Here is a 16,259-nt window from a genome sequence, read left to right as displayed (position 1 = left end):
CGCGTGAGGTTCCGGGAGGTTGGCATGGCACGCCCCGACAGCGAGAGCGGAGCGACGGTGCGGGCCCTGCTCGACGCCGAGGGCCGTACGTACGCGGAGGAGGCGGGGATCCGCCTGAAGGACGCCCCTCAGCCGCTGTACCAGCTCCTGGTACTCGCCCATCTGCTGAGCGCCCGCATCCGGGCCGACACGGCGGTGTCGGCGGCACGCGCCCTGTTCGACGCGGGGCTGCGGGACGCCCGGCGCATGGGCGACGCCACCTGGCAGCAACGGGTCGACGCGCTGGGGAAGGGCGGCTACCGGCGCTACGACGAGCGGACGTCCACCCAGCTCGGCCAGGTCGCGGAGCTGGTGCTCGACGCGTACGGCGGCGATCTCCGCCGCTTGCGCGACAAGGCCGGCGGTGACGTGGAGGAGCTCCGCACCCTCCTTCAGGAGGCCCCGGGGATCGGCCCGGCCGGGGTGGACATCTTCCTGCGCGAGGTCCAGGGCGTCTGGCCAGAGCTGTCGCCGTACCTCGACGCCAAGACGCTGGAAGGAGCCGGCCGGCTGGGTCTGCCGGCCGACCCGGAGGCACTCGCCCGTCTGGTCGGGAAGGAGGAGCTGCCCGCGCTGGCCGCCGCGTTGGTGCGCGCCGCGCTGGACAAGCACGTCGTCGACCACGTGCACGAGACAGTCAACGAGACACAGGGAGGATCCGGATGACCACCGAACACGGCGGACTTCCGCTGCCCGACTACGACCAGCTGCCCGTCGGCACGCTGGAGCACCGCATCCGGGCGCTGAGCGTGCCGGAGCTCGACCAGTTGCTGCACTACGAGCATGGGCACGCCGACCGCGCCATGGTCGTCCAGATCCTGACGGCCCGGAAGCGGCAGCTGGACGCCGGAGCCCCCCTGTCCGGCGGCAATCCGGCCGCCTTCAAGCCGGAGACCGCCGGTCACGGGCGCGGCGGCTCTCCGGTCTCGCCCGCCACGTCGCCGGAGCCTTCGAGCCCGCCGCCGCACGGCACGCCGGACCAGCGCGGCAAGCCGAAGGCCAACCGCACCGGCGGCTGACCGCACGGCCGCAGGCTGCCTGGCGCGGGCCGCCAAACGCGGCCGGGCGCAGGCCGTCGGGCGCGGCCCCCAAGCGCAGGCCACCGGGCGCCCGGCCTCGGCCGGGCCCGGCGGTCCGGGCCCGGCCGGGGGCAGGCGCCGTCGTCCGTCCGGCCGGGGCCCGGTGCCGCGACGGACGAGGTGAGCAGGACGTCCCCCGGAGCCGCGCGGCCGGTCAGCGCCCTTCGTCGGGGACAGTTCCGGGGGCAGGCCGGTCCTCCGGCGGGCCGCCGGTGCCCCGGACGGCTGCGGGTCTCGGAAGGCGGTCGTGGCCGATGTGCGCGTCGCAGAAGGTGGGCTCCAGCGCAGTGTCCGCCCCTCGCAGACGCACCGGAGTGCGGCCCCCGTCGTCCTCGGTGAACGCGATCGTGCACACGAGTTGCCGTATCGCCAGGTCGTCGAGGGCGTTGAGGTCGATCGGGACCATCACCTCCACCCCGCCGTCCGGGTGCGGCGCCGCGCGGACGGGCGTCTCCGGCAGGTCGGGCAGACCGTCGGTGAGCCCGACCCGCCGTTCGTTCTCCAGCGGCCCGGCGAAGAGTTCCGAGACCGTCCTGGCGGTCCCCACCCCCGGTGAATCCGGTGTTTCGGGAGCGTCGTCCAGGAAGCGGGTCACGGGCATCAACCGCCCGTCGGGCGACCGGAAGAAGAGGAACAGACTGGTGGACGGGTACGGGACGATCTGGACGGTGGCCGGGCCGCCCGCTGCGACGACGTCCGTCTCCGGGATACCGCAGCCGGCGAGCAGCAGCGCGGCCGGAGCGGAGAGCGCCACGGCCTGGCGTCGTCTCATGCCGAAACCTCCCCCGTGTGCAGGGGCATATCGACGGTGAAGACGGCTCCGGTTCCGCCGGGGCCGTTCGCGGCGCGGACGGTACCGCCGTGCAGCCGGACGTTCTCCAGCGTGATGGCCAGGCCCAGGCCGCTGCCGGACGAGCGGGTGCGGGCCGCGTCGGCCTTGTAGAAGCGGTCGAAGATGTGCGGCAGGACGTCGGGCCGGATACCGGGCCCCCGGTCGGAGACCTCGGTGACCAGCCGTCCCGTCCCGTCAGCGCCGACGGCGGTACGCAGCCGTACGGTGACGGGTGCTCCGCCGTGCCGGATCGCGTTGCCGACCAGGTTGGCGACGACGATGTCGAAGCGGCGGGGGTCGAGCCGGGCGCGGATGCCGTCCGGCAGGTCCGCGGTGACCAGGTCGGTCCAGCGCCGCTGCGCCAGGGTCTTGCGTACGGCCTCCGCGGCGTCGACCTCGTCGGTGTTGAGTGCGACGACGCGGGCGTCGAAGCGGGAGATCTCCATCAGGTCCTCCACGAGCACCGCGAGCTTTCCGGTCTCCGCGCTGATCAGCCGGACCGCGCGCGCGGTGTCGGGGTCGAGGCGGTCCGCGTCCTCGTCGAGGACCCCGGTGACGGCGAGCATCCCCGCGAGCGGGGTGCGCAGTTCGTGCGAGACGTCGGAGGCGAAGCGGCGGGCACGCGCCTCCGCCTGCCGCAACCCGTACACGGAGCGGCCCAGTTCGCCCGCGGACTCGTTGAACGTCCGCGCCAGGTCGGCGAGCTCGTCGCTGCCCCTGACCTCGATACGGGTGTCGAGGCGGCCACTGCCCATGGAGTGGGCGGCCTCGCGCAGCTCGCGCACCGGGCGCAGCACACTGCGCGCGGCGATCAGCGCGGGCACCAGGGCGATGGCGAGGCCGGGCAGCGCGCCGTCCCGCGCGGCGACGACCAGCGCCTCCACGTTCGCCTGCTCCTCGGACATCGGCATCACCGCGAACAGGACGAGCCCGGACGGCACGACCCCGTTCGCCCCGACCTTGAACACGACCGGCATACCGATGGCCAGGTACGGCACCCCGTCCTTGACGACCCGCTCGAAGCTGCCGTGCGGATCGGCGTGGGCCCTGCGGCGCAGTTCGGGCGTGATCACCGTGGAGGTGGGGCTGTCCCCGGAGGAGGCGCGGACCGAACCGTACTCGGCGTAGACGTACCAGGTGTGCGGCTTGCCGTTGCGGGCGATGGCACGCAGCCTGCCCACCAGGCCGGTCGTGTCCACGGGCAGGCGGAAGTCGAGGTCGCGCACCTGGTCGCGGAATGAGGCGACCGCGGTGTCCTGTGCCGTCCCCAGGACCGCGTTGCGCGCCTCGCGGAAGGTGAGCGCGGCGGTCGTACCGGCGCTGACGGCGGCCACCAGCAGGAAGGCGAGGACGAGGCGGGTCCGCAGGCCGAAGGGACGGCGCCGTCCACCGGTGGTCCCCCGCTGCCTGGACGGTCTGCGGAGCCGGGACGGTCTGCGGAGCCGGGACGGTCTGCGGAGCCGGGACGGTCTGCGGAGCCGGGACGGCTCGGGGAGGCTCACAGCGGTCCGAAGCGGTAGCCGAAGCCCCGCAGGGTCTGTATGTAGCGGGGGCTCCCCGGGACGTCCTCGATCTTGTTGCGCAGCCGCCGCACGCAGGCGTCCACGAGCCGGGCGTCGCCGTGGTAGCTGTGCTCCCAGACGTGTTCCAGCAACTGCTGGCGGCTGAAGACCTGTTCGGGCGCGGCGGACAGATGCAGGAGCAGTTTCATCTCGGACGGCGCCAGGGCGAGGCGTGCGCCGTTCTTGGCGACGGTGAGCCCGGTCCGGTCGATGGCCAGTTCACCGTGGGACTCGACGGCGGACCGCCCGCCGCCGGGGTCCTCGATCCTGCGCAGCACGGCGCGGATACGGGCCTCGATGACCTCGGTGCGGGCGGGTTTGACGATGTAGTCGTCGGCACCGGCCTCGAGGCCGACGACGACGTCGAAGTCGTCGCCGCGGGCGGTGAGCATGATGATCGGAAGCTGGCTGTCCTCGCGCACCGTGCGGCACACCTGCACTCCGTTCATTCCGGGCAGCATCAGGTCGAGCAGCAGCAGGTCGGGCCGGAACTCGCGAAGCGCGGCAAGCCCGGCCTCGCCGGTGGCGGCGGTCCGCACCTCGTGGCCGCGACGGCACAGTCCGAGTTCCACGCCCTCGCGCACGGAGGGGTCGTCTTCGATGAGGAGCACACGAGGCATACGCGCAGTATTCCTGAAGGTGGGAAGTGGTTCGGGGGTCGGTTCAGGACCGGCGGCGGCGCAACCGCGCGACAGCCCCGGTGACGAGGGCGTCCACCTCGGTGAGCCGCAGCGGCCGGGCGAGGAGGACGAACACGCCCGCGATCGCCGCCGCTCCGGCACCGACGGCCGCCGGTGCCCCGGCCGGCCCGGCCCCATGGGCGACGCCGTATCCGAGCGCCGTCGCCGGCACGGCGGCGACCAGCAGCCGGGCCTGCGCGGCGAGGGCGTGCGCGGGTGTGCGACGGGGCCGCCGCACGCCCGGGCGCACGGCCCTGCCGGCCTTCGCGGGCAGCGGCGCGGGGAGCGCCCCCGGCCCGGACAGGCCCCGCCCGGACAGGCTCCGCCCGGATCCGTCCCGCCCGGCTCTCTCCGGGGAGACGCCGACCGTCGGGGTGGCGGCCGTCGGGGTGGCGGCGCCATCGGTGGCCCCGGCCGTATCCGGAAGGGGCCCGGCGGGCGACCGGCGGAATCCGGCTGGTTCTCCTCCGCCGCCGGGCCGTGGGCGAGGTACGTCCGGGGGCGTCCGGGAGCTGTCGGCTGACGGCTCGGCCGACGGACCGCCAGCACCCCGGGACGGCACGCCCTCCTCCCCCGGCTCGGCCCGCGCCCCGAGACGGCGGTGGAGGACGAGGGCCGTGACGGCCCAGCCGGCCCACAGCGCCAGCGAGTACGCCCCGGCCATGCCGGTCACCGCCCAGCGGGCCGGCAACAGCACGTACGCCGACACCGACAGGCTCGCCTGGAGGCCCGCGATCACCAGGTTGAGGAGGAACGGCGTGCGGGTGTCGGACAGCGCGTAGAAGGCGCGGGACAGGACGTACTGCCCACTGAAGGCGATCAGTCCGGGAGCGAACGCCATCAGCGTGCCCGCCATGACGGCGACGGCCGCCGCGTCCGTCTCGCCGTACTGGAAGACCAGCGCCATCACCGGCTGCGCGAGGGCGAACAGCGCGCACGCCGCCGGGACGACGGCCGCCGCGCTGTGGCGCAGCGCGTACGACACGTCGCGCCGCACCGCGGCGGTGTCCGCGTCGGCGGCCGCCGCGCTCATCCGGGGCATCAGCGCGGTCATCAGCGACACGGTGATGATGCCGTGCGGCACGGCCCACAGCACATAGGCGTTGTTGTACGCGCTGAACCCGGCGCCGCCGTCGACCCCGGCCGCCTCGGCGTGCAGGCCCGCCGCCGTGGCCAGCCGGGTCGTCACCCAGTACGCGGCCTGGTTGGTGAGCACCAGCAGCACCAGCCAGCCGGCCTTGCGCAGCGGTACGGTGAGCCCGCTGCCGCCCCAGTCGAAGCGGGGCCGGTACCGGAAACCGGCGGCGCGCAGCGACGGCAGCAGGGCGAGGGCCTGGACGACGATGCCCGCGGTGGTGCCCCAGCCGAGCAGCGCGGTCTCGGCGGCGCTGAGCGAACCGCCGTCACCGGTCGCCAGATAGAGGCCGAAGACGGCGATGACGACGAGGTTGTTGAGGACCGGCGTCCACATCATGGCACCGAACCGGCCACGGGCGTTCAGCACTTGACCGAGCAGTGTGAACAGCCCGAGGAAGAGGATCTGCGGCAGGCAGTAGCGGGCGAAGGCGACCGTCATGGCGGTCCGGTCGGGCGGGTAGTCGGTGTACACGTCGATGATCGCGGGAGCCGCCCAGACCGCGCCCGCGGTGAACGCCAGCAGAGCGAGCACGCAGACGGTGAGCAGCCGGTCGGTGTACGCGGCGCCGCCGTCCTCGTGCTCCTTGGCGGCCTTGACGAGTTCGGGCACGAAGACGGCGTTGAGCGCGCCGCCGATCAGGAGCATGTAGACGATGGTGGGCAGCGAGTTGCCGACGGCGTACCCGTCGGCGACCGTCCCGACGCCGATCGCGGCGGCGACGACGGCGGACCGCGCGAACCCGGTCGCCCGTGACACCACCGACCCCGCGGCCATGATCGCGCCGCTGCGCAGCACGGACGGGCCCCGCCCGGCGGAAGCCACGGCCGCCCCGGCGCCCCCGGCGTCCCCGGGGCCCTCGGCGGATCCGGCACCCCCGGCACCCCCGGCGCACCCGGCGAATCCACCGCCCCCGGCGTCCTCGGCGGACCCGCAGCCCTCGGCGGGCGGCACCTCGCCGGCGCCGGGAGCGGGGCGGACGCCGCCCGGGGCGCCCTCGGCACCGGGCCGCGCGGCGGGGCGGACCGGGGGCGTGACGGAGTCCGTGGCCGCGCCGGCGGGCCCCGGGCGTCCCGCCGTCACCGGCGCGCCAGATAGGCCTGGAACGCCCGGTACAGCGCGTGGTTGGCCGTGCCGTCCAACGGTCTCTCCCATTCCCCCAGGGTCTCGACCACGTCTCCTCCGGTGCCGAGCTTCCAGCGCAGGAGCCCGTACGCCCGGTCGTCGGGGTCGAGAGTGGAGGGTACCCCGCGCATGTCGTACACCTCGGCGCCGAGGGCGTGGGCGTCGAGCAGCATCCGCCACTGCAGGAGATTCGAGGGGCGGACCTCGCGGCGGTGGTCGGCCGAGGCGCCCGTCTGGTACCAGACACGGCTGCCCACGCGAATCATGGTGTGGGCGGCGAGGGTCTCGCCGCCGTGCCGGGCGAGGTAGAGCTTCATCCGGCCCGGTTCCTCCGCGTTGAGGGCCGCGTACTGCCGCACGTAGTACGCGAGCGGCCGGCCGAGCCGGAAGCCGTCCCGTTCCTCCGTGATCCGCAGCAGCCGGTAGAACTCCGGCAGGTCGGCCGCGCTGCCGGCGACCACCTCCACGCCGGACTTCCGCGCGCGGCGCACATTGCGCCGCCACTCCTGATTGAGCCCGGCCCACAGGTCGTCCGGGGTGCGGCCGGTGAGCGGTATCCGGAAGACGTACCGCGGCTGCGCGTCGCCGTCCTCCTCGCCGCCGCACCGCTGCCAGCCGCGCGCCCGCAGCCGGTCGGCGACCGCCGTGCCCAGCGGGTCGGCCTCGCTCGCGAGGACGTCCGTCAGCCGTCGCCCCGGCCCGGTCGCCGCTTTGAGCCGGTCCGCGGTCCAGCGGCGGTACGCGGGCGAGGGCCCGATCCGTACGGCGAACGCGCCCGCCGCGCGCAGATGCCGCAGCAGCGGACCGAGCCAGTCGTCGATGCGGGGATCGGCCCAGTCGGCGACCGGCCCCTCCGGCAGGTACGCGAAGTACTTGTGTGTTCCGGGCAGTTGGCGCAGCAGCACCAGCGCCACGCCGGACAGCCGCCCGGACGCCGGGTCCGGCCCCCAGCCGACGAGCTGGGCCCGCCACCCGTCCTTGACGTCGGCCCAGGACGGGCACTGCAGAAACCCGGCGTCCAGTGCCGCCCCCTCACCGGAGGTAAGGAACCGGCGGTACGCGGCGGCGGTGATAGGGACCAGCGGTGTTTCCTGGTCGCGGCCGGCCGTCACGAGCAGCACTGACACGGTGTGAGCCTCTCTGTGGGGAACGCCCGGATCTCCTGGGACGCCGAGGATGCTCACCGTCCATGACCGCTCCGCGCGGCGTGTGTGACCGGACGACGACCGTTCCCCTCCAGTCGCCGTCACATGGCCGCAGCACCGTTCACCTGCGCTTTTCCGCTCCTATAGTCACCGGTACACCACCACCACTCGTGACGGGGGAGTCCGTTGGGACACATACGTATGCGCGGAGCGGCGGTCGCGGTGCTGCTGCTCGTACCGCTCGCCGCCTGTTCGTCGTCCGGATCCGGCGCGCCCGCCACCGACGGCGAGGCCGGCGGACCGGCGGCGGATGAGGGCCGTCCGGCGACCGTGACGGTGACGCCTCGCGGCCGGGACGTCCGGGCCGGTGTGCCCGTCAGGGTCACGGCGGCGGGCGGCACGCTGGCCTCGGTCACCGTCACTGACGCGGACGGCCGCTCCCTCGGCGGCGCACTGGCCGCGGACGGCTCCGGCTGGACCTCGCGACGCAAGATCGTCCCCGGCGCCTCGTACACGGTCACCACCGTGACGGCCACCGGGGCCGGCCGGAAGAACACCGTGAAGTCCGCGTTCACCACCGCCGGGACCGACGAGGTCAACAAGGTCGACTGGCGGCCCGGGGCGAACACCACCGTCGGCGTCGCCCAGCCGGTCTCCCTGGTGTTCGACAACCCGGTCACCGACAAGGCGGCCGTCGAACGGGAGTTGAAGCTCACCACGTCGAACGGCACCCGGGGCTCCTGGGCCTGGCTGGAGGACCACTCCGGCCGCGACCGGATCGACTGGCGGCCCAAGGAGTACTGGAAGCCCGGCACCAAGGTCACGCTCACCGCCGAGCTGAACGGCACGGACTCCGGCGACGGCGGCTGGTTCGTCCGCGACTACTCGACCAGCTTCACCATCGGCGCGAGCCGGATCGTCGAGGTCGACCTCGACCGCAAGCAGCTCACCCTGGTGCGGGACGGGCGGAAGGTCCGTACGATCCCGGTCTCCGGCGGCACCCCCGGCGGTGACAAGCGCTCCTGGCGCGGCACGGCCGTGCTGATGGCCAAGGAGGGCACCATCAACATGAACTCCGAGACCGTCGGCCTCGGCGACGCCTACGACAAGATGGTCGACCACTCGATGCGGCTGACCTGGTCGGGCATGTACGCGCACGCCGCACCTTGGAACGACAAGTGGATGGGCAGGGCCAACAGGAGCTCCGGCTGCATCGGTATGAGCGCTGCGGACGCCGCGTGGTTCTACGCCCAGGTCCGCCCGGGCGACCCGTTCGAGATCAGGGGCAGGGACACCAAGGGCGTCGTCGCACCGGGCAACGGCTTCGGTGCCTGGAACGTGTCCTGGCCGGACTGGCAGGCGCGCAGCGCTCTGCGCTGAACCGGGGCGCGGGCGGCCGCCGGGCACTGCGGTGCCGCCGGGCCGGGCGTCGTACGCCACCGGACCCGCTCCGGCGGGGCCGCGGCCGCCGAAGCTCGCGCGGCGACCTATACGTACTGTCGGGCCCAGGCTCGACCGTCGGCCATGGCCGTGGCCAGCCGGGTGGCGCCGCGGGCAACGACCAGTTCCGGGTCTTCGATCCGGGTGATCGTGCAGGCGTGCCACAGCTCGGGCAGCGTGTGCTGTTGAGCGGTTGTCAGCGCGGTGTTCCAGTAACCCTGGTAGCCGAGGGTGCCACCCGCGACGCGGACGGCGTCGGGGTTGAGGACGTTGACCAGTGAGGCGAGCCCCAGCCCGAAGGCCTCGCCCGCCGCGTGCACGACGTCCTGTACGCGGCGGTCTCCCCCGGCGAGCGCGGCGTGGATCAGCTCGGGTGGCATCCGGGCCGCGCGTACGACGGCGCCGCCGCCCGCCAGTTCATCGAGGCGGCGTACTCCCTGTGGTGTGGTCATGGGCAGGCTACCGATCTCGCCGGCCCAACCGCGTGCCCCGCGGATGACCCGCCCCTCGGACAGGTACGCCGACCCTACGGCGGTCCCGCACACGACCACGGCGGCCGTGGCGGACCGTGAAAGGGTGGCGGCCTCCTGCGCGAGCGCTCCTCTGATGTCGTTGACCAGGAGCGAGGGGGCAGCTCGGCCGCTCCAGCCGCTCCATCCCGCGAGCTGCGGCAGTACGTCGGAGACCCTGACCCGGCCGTTCCCCACCAGCCCCGGGACCGCCACTCCCAGGGCGATCGGCTCCAGCCCGTGGTCCGCGAGGAACTCCTCGACGGCCCTCTCGAGATCACCGGGAGTGGTCCCGGGCCCGGTGCCGACCCGCCGGGTGACCTCACCACCGCTCGGCTCCCGGCTCCGAGCAAGCATCAGCATCTTCGTCCCACCGACATCGACACCCACCGCCGCGCGCCGCAATGTCCCGCCCTCCCGCCTCACTGATCGGAGTCCCACACCAGGCAGACATCGCGCGAGAGTAGCGGACGTGCCCTTCCGTTCATGTGCCTGTGTGGATGTTGCCCGTCGCCGCGCCAAGGGCGCCGTTCGGGGATGAGTCGCCCCGGGCGGCTCTCGGCCGGTCCGGGGGCGTTGGCCGCCGCCGACCGTACCGGACCGGGGCCCGCGCTGGCAGAATCGCGAGATGGAGATCACCGAGCACATCAAGTACCTCGCTTACGAATGCCAGTTGCTTGCCGACGCGGCCGAACGGTCGGGTCCCGCCGCGCCGGTCCCGACCTGTCCCGAGTGGGCGGTGCGGGACCTGCTGCGGCACACGGGGGCGGTGCACCGGTGGGCCACCGCCTTCGTGACGGAACGACACGCCTCCTACCGCCCGTTCCCGGCCGAACCCGGCCTCGACGGCGCGGAGTTGCTCGACTGGTTCCGCGAGGGACACGGCCGGCTGGTCACCGCGCTGACCGAGGCCTCGGGCGCCTTGGAGTGCTGGACGTTCCTGCCCTCTCCCTCACCCCGCGCGTTCTGGGCCCGGCGCCAGGCGCACGAGACCGCCGTGCACCGGGTGGACGCGCAGGCGGCACTGGGCGCGGAGGTGGCGGAGCCGGCACCGGCGTTCGCCGCCGACGGGATCGACGAGCTGCTGTGCGGCTTCCACGCTCGGGAGAAGAGCCGGGTGCGCACGTCCGAGCCGGGTGTCCTGCGCGTGAGGGCGACGGACACCGGCGATGTGTGGACCGTACGGCTCTCGGATCAGGTGCCGCGTACGGAGCGGACGGCCGAGGGCCCCGCGGACTGCGAGCTGAGCGGTCCGGCCGCGCAGCTGTACCTGCACCTGTGGAACCGGCCGCCCGCCGCCGGCGGGGCCACGGCCGTCACCACCTCGGGGGACCAGCGGCTGGCGCGGCTGTGGCGGGAGACGTCGGCCATCGGCTAGGCGGTGCCCTGTCGCCTGCGGTTCACGCGGTTTCCCGCGGTTCACGCCCGACTTCGGCGCCGGGGCGTCCCGGCCGTGGTCCCGGGACGGGCGACGGGGCCCGGTCAGGCCCGGTCGGGGAACATCCGGCCGAGCACGGCACGCTGGAGGGGCTGCGCCTCCGCGTGCCGGGCCCGGCCCGCGTCCGTCAGGGCCACGCGCACACCGCGCCGGTCCTCGCTGCACATACCGCGGGACACGAGCCCGTCCTTCTCCAGCCGGGCGATCAGCCGGGACAGGGCGCTCTGGCTGAGGTGCACGCGGGAGGCCAGCTCCTGGACGCGATAGGCGCACCCGCCGTCCTCCGCCGCCCCTTCGGCCAGTACGTCGAGGACCTCGAAGTCGCTGGCGCCCAGCCCGTACTGGTGCAGCGCGCGGTCGAGTTCACACATCGTACGGGCGTGCACGGAGAGCACGCCGCGCCACTGTTCCACGAGCGCTCGTTCGGACTTCGTCACCGCCATGCGACCACGTTAGCAGGGAAGACACCTTTTGTTGCACCGGCATTAAATGCACTTGCATTCAATGCATGCGCATGTACTGTGCTGCGCATGACCTCTCCGCTCAACGTCCCCTCCCCCGCCGTGGGTTCGGCCACGGAAGACCGCTGGAGCCCCCGCCTGTGGGGCACCCTGCTGGTGCTGTGCGCGGCCATGTTCCTCGACGCCCTCGACGTCTCGATGGTCGGCGTCGCCCTGCCGTCCATCGCCACCGACCTGGGCCTGTCCACCGCGACCCTGCAGTGGATCGTCAGCGGCTACATCCTCGGCTACGGCGGTCTCCTCCTGCTCGGCGGCCGCGCGGCCGACCTCCTCGGCCGCCGCCGCGTCTTCCTGATCGCCCTCGCCGTGTTCGCGCTGGCGTCCCTGCTCGGCGGACTCGTCGACTCCGGGCCGCTGCTGATCGCGAGCCGCTTCATCAAGGGCTTGAGCGCCGCCTTCACCGCACCCGCCGGCCTGTCGATCATCACCACCACGTTCAAGGAGGGCACGCAGCGCAACCGGGCCCTGTCGATCTACACCACCTGCGCCGCCACCGGCTTCTCCATGGGCCTGGTGCTGTCCGGGGTGCTCACCGAGCTGAGCTGGCGCTGGACCATGCTGCTGCCCGCGCCCATAGCGCTCGTCGCGCTGGTCGCCGGAGTGAGACTGATCCCGCACAGCGACCGTGATGACACCCGCGCCGGCTACGACGTCCCCGGCGCCGTCACCGGGACCGGCGCCATGCTGCTGCTGGTCTTCACCGTGGTCCAGGCACCCGAGGCCGGCTGGACCTCCGCCCGTACGCTGCTGTCGTTCCTGGCCACCGCCATCCTGCTCGCCGCCTTCGTCACCATCGAACGGCGCAGCACCGCCCCGCTGTTGCGACTCGGCGTGCTCCGCTCCGGCACGCAGCTGCGCGCCCAGCTCGGCGCCGCCGCGTTCTTCGGCTCGTACGTCGCCTTCCAGTTCATCGCGACGCAGTACATGCAGTCGCTGCTGGGCTGGAGCGCCCTCCAGACCGCGCTCGCCTTCCTGCCGGCCGGTGTGCTGGTGGCGCTCTCCTCCACCAGAATCGGCGACGTGGTGGACCGGTTCGGCACACCCCGGGTGATCGCGACGGGCTTCACACTCCTGGTCGTCGCGTACGCGATCTTCCTCCAGGTCGATCTCACCCCGCGCTACGCGGCCGTCGTCCTCCCCTCGATGCTGTTCCTCGGCGCGGCCTGCGCCCTGACCTTCCCCTCCCTCAACATCCAGGCCACGAACGGTGTGGACGACGACGAGCAGGGCATGGTGTCCGGGCTGCTCAACACCTCCATCCAGGTGGGCGGCGCGATCTTCCTCGCCGTCGTCACCGCGGTGATCACGGCGGGCGGCCACGAGGGCGCCTCCGCCGCCTCCGAGCAGGCGGTGCTGGACAGCTTCCGGCCCGGTCTCGTCGTCGTGACCGCCATCGCGCTCGCCGGGCTGTTGATCACCCTCACCGGCCTGCGCGGCGACCGCCGCGCGCGGGCGCCGCAGCCGTCGGTCGTGGTCGCGAAGTCGTCCGGTACGCGGACGGAGACGGCCGAGCCCGTCGGCGTACGGGACTGACCGTCCAGGGTGCGGCGCGCGGCCGGCGGGTGATGTCCTTGCCCGTCGGCCGCGGGCTTGTGAGACTCGGCCCATGGGGAATCGAACGCAGGCCCAACGGGACGCCGTGACCGTCGAGATCGGGTACGCCTTGGTGACGGGGATGTTCCTCGCGGCCGGGCTGTTCGTCCTGTGCGCGGCGCCCGTGCTCGTGCTGGGTCTGGTGGGCGGCGCGGCACGGGGCGTGCTGGTGGTGGCCGCGACGGTGGCCGGTCTGGGGTTCGTGACGCGCGTGGTGCGGGTGCTGTGGCGCTTCGGGGGCGGCCCGCGCGTGCTGCCGGGCCGGCCGGGGCGCAACGGACCCGGCGCATAGGCCCGGCCACGGCCCGGCCACCGGTGCCACGGCCCGGCCACCGGTGCCACGGCCGGGCCGACAGGGCTACCGCCGGTGGTTCAGGGCGTCGAGGGCTCGGCGCGCGACGGCCGAGTCGCGGACGATGTCCGCCACTGTGGTGGCGCCCCGGGTGATGTCGGCGAACGCCCGCCACGCCGGGCGGAAGCCGGTGACCATCGCGTGGAGCAGGCCCGGCCGCTTCTCGAACAGGGCGAGCATCCGGCGCCCTACCGCCATCTCGACGCCGAGTCCGGCCTTGATGGCGAAGGCGTAGTTGAGCGCCTGGCGCCGGGCGTCCACCGCGTCGTTCGCCTCGGCGATCCGCACCGCCCACTCCCCCGCCAGCCGCCCGGACCGCAGCGCGAAGGAGATGCCCTCGCGGGTCCACGGCTCCAGCAGCCCCGCCGCGTCGCCGCAGACCAGCACCCGCCCCCGCGACAGCGGGGAGTCGTCGCTCCGGCAGCGCGTGAGGTGCCCGGACGAGATCGCGGGCTCGAACCCGGCGAGCCCGAGCCGGGCGATGAAGTCCTCCAGGTACCGCTTGGTGGCCGACCCCTCGCCCCGGGCCGAGATCACGCCCACGGTCAGCGTGTCGCCCTTGGGGAACACCCAGCCGTAGCTGCCGGGCATCGGCCCCCAGTCGAGGAGCACCCGCCCCGCCCAGTCCTCCGCGACCGTCTGCGGAACCGGGATCTCCGCCTCCAGGCCGAGGTCGACCTGGTCCAGCTTCACCCCGACGTGCGCGCCTATCCGGCTGGCACTGCCGTCCGCGCCGACGACCGCCCGCGCGAGCACGACCTCCCCGTCGGCCAGCACGACCGCGACCGTCCGCCGGTCCGGCACCGTCGTGCCGTGCTGCTCGACACGGGACACCGTCGCGCCCGTACGCAGCTCGGCGCCCGCCTTCTGCGCCTGCTCGACCAGGCCCGCGTCGAACTCGGGCCGGTCGATCAGCCCGAACAGCATCCGCTTCGAGCGCCGCGTCCTGGCGAAACGGCCGTTCAGCGAGAACGTGACCGCGTGCACCCGGTCACGCAGGGGCAGCTCGAACCCGGGGGGCAGAGCGTCGCGCGACGGGCCGATGATGCCCCCGCCGCACGTCTTGTAGCGCGGCAGTTCCGCCTTCTCCAGGAGGAGCACCCGGCGGCCCGCGACGGCCGCCGCGTACGCCGCGGACGCTCCGGCCGGCCCGGCGCCGACCACGACGACATCCCACACCGGCGCGGAGTATGCGTTACCGGCGTCTGCGTTCTCGCTGCTCACGATGTGCTTCTGCTCCTGATCCCGACTGATCCCGTGATCCCGACTGATCCCGGCCGATGGCCCGTGCCTGTGATCGCATCCTACGGCGCGGGCCCTCACCCCTCGCTGTGGGAGGATCGGACGCGCGTTCGCCGTGCAACGACACGCGACGCCCGTCTCAACGTCGCACCCACCAGGAGCGTGCCCATGACCGCCCAGCCGAGCCGGCCGATCCCGCCGATCCCGCCGATCGCCGAGACCGTCGCCTCCTTGATGCCCCGCGCCAAGGCGGAGCTCACGGAACTGGTGGCGTTCCGGTCGGTGGCGGACCCGGCGCAGTTCCCGCCGAGCGAGTGCCGGGCCGCGGCGGACTGGGTGGCGGACGCGCTGCGGGCGGAGGACTTCCAGGACGTGTCGGTGTTCGACACCCCGGACGGTTCACCGTCGGTGTACGGCTACCTGCCCGGCCCCGAGGGCGCGCCGACGGTGCTGCTGTACGCCCACTACGACGTGCAGCCGCCGCTCGACCCGGCCGGCTGGGACACCCCGCCGTTCGAGCTGACCGAGCGGGAGGACGGGCGCTGGTACGGACGCGGGGCCGCCGACTGCAAGGGCGGCTTCATCATGCACCTGCTGGCCCTGCGTGCCCTGAAGGCGAACGGCGGGATCCCGGTCGGCGTCAAGGTCGTCGCCGAGGGCTCCGAGGAGCAGGGCACGGGCGGCCTGGAGCGGTACGCCGAGGCGCACCCCGAGTTGCTGGCGGCGGACGCCATCGTGATCGGCGACGCCGGGAACTTCCGGGCGGGGCTGCCGACCGTCACGGCGACCCTGCGCGGGATGACGATGGTGCGCGTCACGGTGGACACCCTGCGGGGCAACCTGCACTCGGGACTGTTCGGCGGGGCCGCGCCGGACGCGCTGGCCGCGCTCATCCGCGTACTGGACTCCCTGCGGGCGGAGGACGGTTCGACGACGGTCGACGGTCTGGACGCCGAGGGCGTGTGGGAGGGCCTGCGGTACCCGGAGGAGGACTTCCGCGAGGACGCCAGGGTCCTCGACGGTGTGGAGCTGATAGGTCACGGTTCGGTCGGCGACCGGCTGTGGGCACGGCCCGCCGTCACCGTCATGGGCATCGACTGCCCGCCGGTCGTGGGCGCCACCCCGTCGGTGCACTCCACCGCGCGCGCCCAGATCAGCCTGCGGGTGCCGCCCGGCCAGGACGCCGCCGAGGCGACGAAGCTGCTGACCGCGCACCTGGAGGCGCACACGCCGTGGGGCGCGCGGGTGTCGGTGGAGCAGGTCGGGCAGGGCCAGCCGTTCCGCGCGGACGTCACCAGCCCGGCGTACACCTCGATGGCCGACGCGCTGGGAGCCGCGTACCCGGGGCAGGAGATGCAGATCGCGGGCATGGGCGGGTCGATCCCGCTGTGCAACACGCTGGCGGCGCTCTACCCGGACGCCGAGATCCTGCTGATCGGGCTGAGTGAGCCGGAGGCGCAGATCCACGCGGTGAACGAGAGCGTGTCGCCGGACGAGCTGGAGCGGATGTCGGTCGCGGAGGCGCTGTTCCTGGTGAACTACGCCGCCTTCGGGCGGGGTTGAGCCG

14 protein-coding genes and 1 pseudogene are annotated in these 16,259 nt (G+C 73.7%); 7 read left to right on the top strand and 8 right to left on the bottom strand.

The window, feature by feature from the left end:
• The first annotated feature begins 24 nt into the window (after positions 1-24).
• Together ABD347_RS21395 and ABD347_RS21390 are read left to right on the top strand one after the other, a co-directional pair.
• Entirely contained in the window at positions 25-705 is a 681-nt protein-coding gene (locus ABD347_RS21395; RefSeq protein WP_344363715.1) for an HhH-GDP family DNA glycosylase, read from the top strand.
• Positions 702-1,058 (top strand): DUF8129 domain-containing protein, encoded by a 357-nt coding sequence (locus tag ABD347_RS21390; RefSeq protein ID WP_344363713.1) that lies wholly within the window; start codon positions 702-704, stop codon positions 1,056-1,058. Before ABD347_RS21395 ends, ABD347_RS21390 begins: the two co-directional genes overlap by 4 nt.
• Before the next feature lie 214 nt (positions 1,059-1,272).
• On the opposite strand, the gene ABD347_RS21385 is transcribed toward ABD347_RS21390, so the two are convergent.
• The 5 genes and pseudogenes from ABD347_RS21385 to ABD347_RS21365 all read right to left on the bottom strand — a co-directional run bounded on the left by ABD347_RS21385 (position 1,273) and on the right by ABD347_RS21365 (position 7,579).
• The gene (locus tag ABD347_RS21385) at positions 1,273-1,890 is read right to left on the bottom strand and encodes a hypothetical protein (protein ID WP_344363711.1); all 618 of its coding nucleotides are present in this window, start codon (positions 1,888-1,890) and stop codon (positions 1,273-1,275) included.
• Positions 1,887-3,452: an ATP-binding protein gene (locus ABD347_RS21380; RefSeq protein ID WP_425575727.1), complete on the bottom strand. Its 1,566-nt coding sequence runs from the start codon at positions 3,450-3,452 to the stop codon at positions 1,887-1,889. Before ABD347_RS21380 ends, ABD347_RS21385 begins: the two co-directional genes overlap by 4 nt.
• Positions 3,449-4,132 (bottom strand): response regulator, encoded by a 684-nt coding sequence (locus ABD347_RS21375; RefSeq protein ID WP_344363708.1) that lies wholly within the window; start codon positions 4,130-4,132, stop codon positions 3,449-3,451. Before ABD347_RS21375 ends, ABD347_RS21380 begins: the two co-directional genes overlap by 4 nt.
• A gap of 646 nt (positions 4,133-4,778) precedes the next feature.
• A pseudogene (gene murJ / locus ABD347_RS21370) lies at positions 4,779-6,104 on the bottom strand (murein biosynthesis integral membrane protein MurJ); the annotation flags it as partial.
• A 302-nt stretch (positions 6,105-6,406) separates the two neighbouring features.
• Positions 6,407-7,579: a lipid II:glycine glycyltransferase FemX gene (locus tag ABD347_RS21365; protein WP_425575726.1), complete on the bottom strand. Its 1,173-nt coding sequence runs from the start codon at positions 7,577-7,579 to the stop codon at positions 6,407-6,409.
• Positions 7,580-7,798: 219 nt separating this feature from the next.
• Here ABD347_RS21365 and ABD347_RS21360 point away from each other — a divergent pair, with 219 nt between their 5' ends.
• Entirely contained in the window at positions 7,799-8,977 is a 1,179-nt protein-coding gene (locus ABD347_RS21360) for a L,D-transpeptidase (RefSeq protein WP_344363788.1), read from the top strand.
• Between the two features lie 107 nt (positions 8,978-9,084).
• On the opposite strand, the gene ABD347_RS21355 is transcribed toward ABD347_RS21360, so the two are convergent.
• A complete protein-coding gene (locus ABD347_RS21355; RefSeq protein WP_344363706.1) occupies positions 9,085-9,936 on the bottom strand; it encodes an ROK family protein in 852 nt (283 codons plus the stop codon).
• 238 nt (positions 9,937-10,174) lie between these two features.
• Here ABD347_RS21355 and ABD347_RS21350 point away from each other — a divergent pair, with 238 nt between their 5' ends.
• Entirely contained in the window at positions 10,175-10,924 is a 750-nt protein-coding gene (locus tag ABD347_RS21350) for a maleylpyruvate isomerase family mycothiol-dependent enzyme (protein WP_344363703.1), read from the top strand.
• A gap of 104 nt (positions 10,925-11,028) precedes the next feature.
• Here ABD347_RS21350 and ABD347_RS21345 read toward each other — a convergent pair whose 3' ends face one another.
• Positions 11,029-11,427: a MarR family winged helix-turn-helix transcriptional regulator gene (locus ABD347_RS21345; RefSeq protein ID WP_344363700.1), complete on the bottom strand. Its 399-nt coding sequence runs from the start codon at positions 11,425-11,427 to the stop codon at positions 11,029-11,031.
• Positions 11,428-11,514: 87 nt separating this feature from the next.
• On the opposite strand from ABD347_RS21345, the gene ABD347_RS21340 reads away from it, so the two are divergent.
• A complete protein-coding gene (locus ABD347_RS21340; protein WP_344363698.1) occupies positions 11,515-13,038 on the top strand; it encodes an MFS transporter in 1,524 nt (507 codons plus the stop codon).
• Between the two features lie 73 nt (positions 13,039-13,111).
• On the top strand, positions 13,112-13,390 hold the full coding sequence (locus ABD347_RS21335) for a DUF6332 family protein (protein ID WP_344363696.1): 279 nt from the start codon (positions 13,112-13,114) through the stop codon (positions 13,388-13,390).
• A gap of 66 nt (positions 13,391-13,456) precedes the next feature.
• Here ABD347_RS21335 and ABD347_RS21330 read toward each other — a convergent pair whose 3' ends face one another.
• Entirely contained in the window at positions 13,457-14,674 is a 1,218-nt protein-coding gene (locus ABD347_RS21330; RefSeq protein ID WP_344363694.1) for a geranylgeranyl reductase family protein, read from the bottom strand.
• A gap of 186 nt (positions 14,675-14,860) precedes the next feature.
• Here ABD347_RS21330 and ABD347_RS21325 point away from each other — a divergent pair, with 186 nt between their 5' ends.
• Positions 14,861-16,255 carry a dipeptidase gene (locus tag ABD347_RS21325; protein WP_344363693.1) on the top strand — a complete coding sequence of 465 codons (1,395 nt, stop codon included), beginning with the start codon at positions 14,861-14,863 and terminating at the stop codon, positions 16,253-16,255.
• The last annotated feature ends 4 nt before the right edge of the window (positions 16,256-16,259 follow it).

It is taken from the genome of Streptomyces gobitricini, assembly GCF_039532985.1.
In the GTDB taxonomy this organism is placed as follows: Bacteria; Actinomycetota; Actinomycetes; order Streptomycetales; family Streptomycetaceae; genus Streptomyces; species Streptomyces gobitricini.
The sequence above is the reverse complement of the archived record's forward strand: the minus strand, read 5'-3'. Positions and strand labels throughout refer to the sequence as shown.

Bases quoted from the DNA above. Each gene is read 5' to 3' on its own strand.
- ABD347_RS21395 (WP_344363715.1), top strand. From the start codon at position 25: ATGGCACGCCCCGACAGCGAGAGCGGAGCGACGGTGCGGGCCCTGCTC.
- ABD347_RS21390 (WP_344363713.1), top strand. From the start codon at position 702: ATGACCACCGAACACGGCGGACTTCCGCTGCCCGACTACGACCAGCTG.
- ABD347_RS21385 (WP_344363711.1), bottom strand. From the start codon at position 1,890: ATGAGACGACGCCAGGCCGTGGCGCTCTCCGCTCCGGCCGCGCTGCTG.
- ABD347_RS21375 (WP_344363708.1), bottom strand. From the start codon at position 4,132: ATGCCTCGTGTGCTCCTCATCGAAGACGACCCCTCCGTGCGCGAGGGC.
- ABD347_RS21360 (WP_344363788.1), top strand. From the start codon at position 7,799: ATGCGCGGAGCGGCGGTCGCGGTGCTGCTGCTCGTACCGCTCGCCGCC.
- ABD347_RS21350 (WP_344363703.1), top strand. From the start codon at position 10,175: ATGGAGATCACCGAGCACATCAAGTACCTCGCTTACGAATGCCAGTTG.
- ABD347_RS21345 (WP_344363700.1), bottom strand. From the start codon at position 11,427: ATGGCGGTGACGAAGTCCGAACGAGCGCTCGTGGAACAGTGGCGCGGC.
- ABD347_RS21340 (WP_344363698.1), top strand. From the start codon at position 11,515: ATGACCTCTCCGCTCAACGTCCCCTCCCCCGCCGTGGGTTCGGCCACG.
- ABD347_RS21335 (WP_344363696.1), top strand. From the start codon at position 13,112: ATGGGGAATCGAACGCAGGCCCAACGGGACGCCGTGACCGTCGAGATC.
- ABD347_RS21325 (WP_344363693.1), top strand. From the start codon at position 14,861: ATGACCGCCCAGCCGAGCCGGCCGATCCCGCCGATCCCGCCGATCGCC.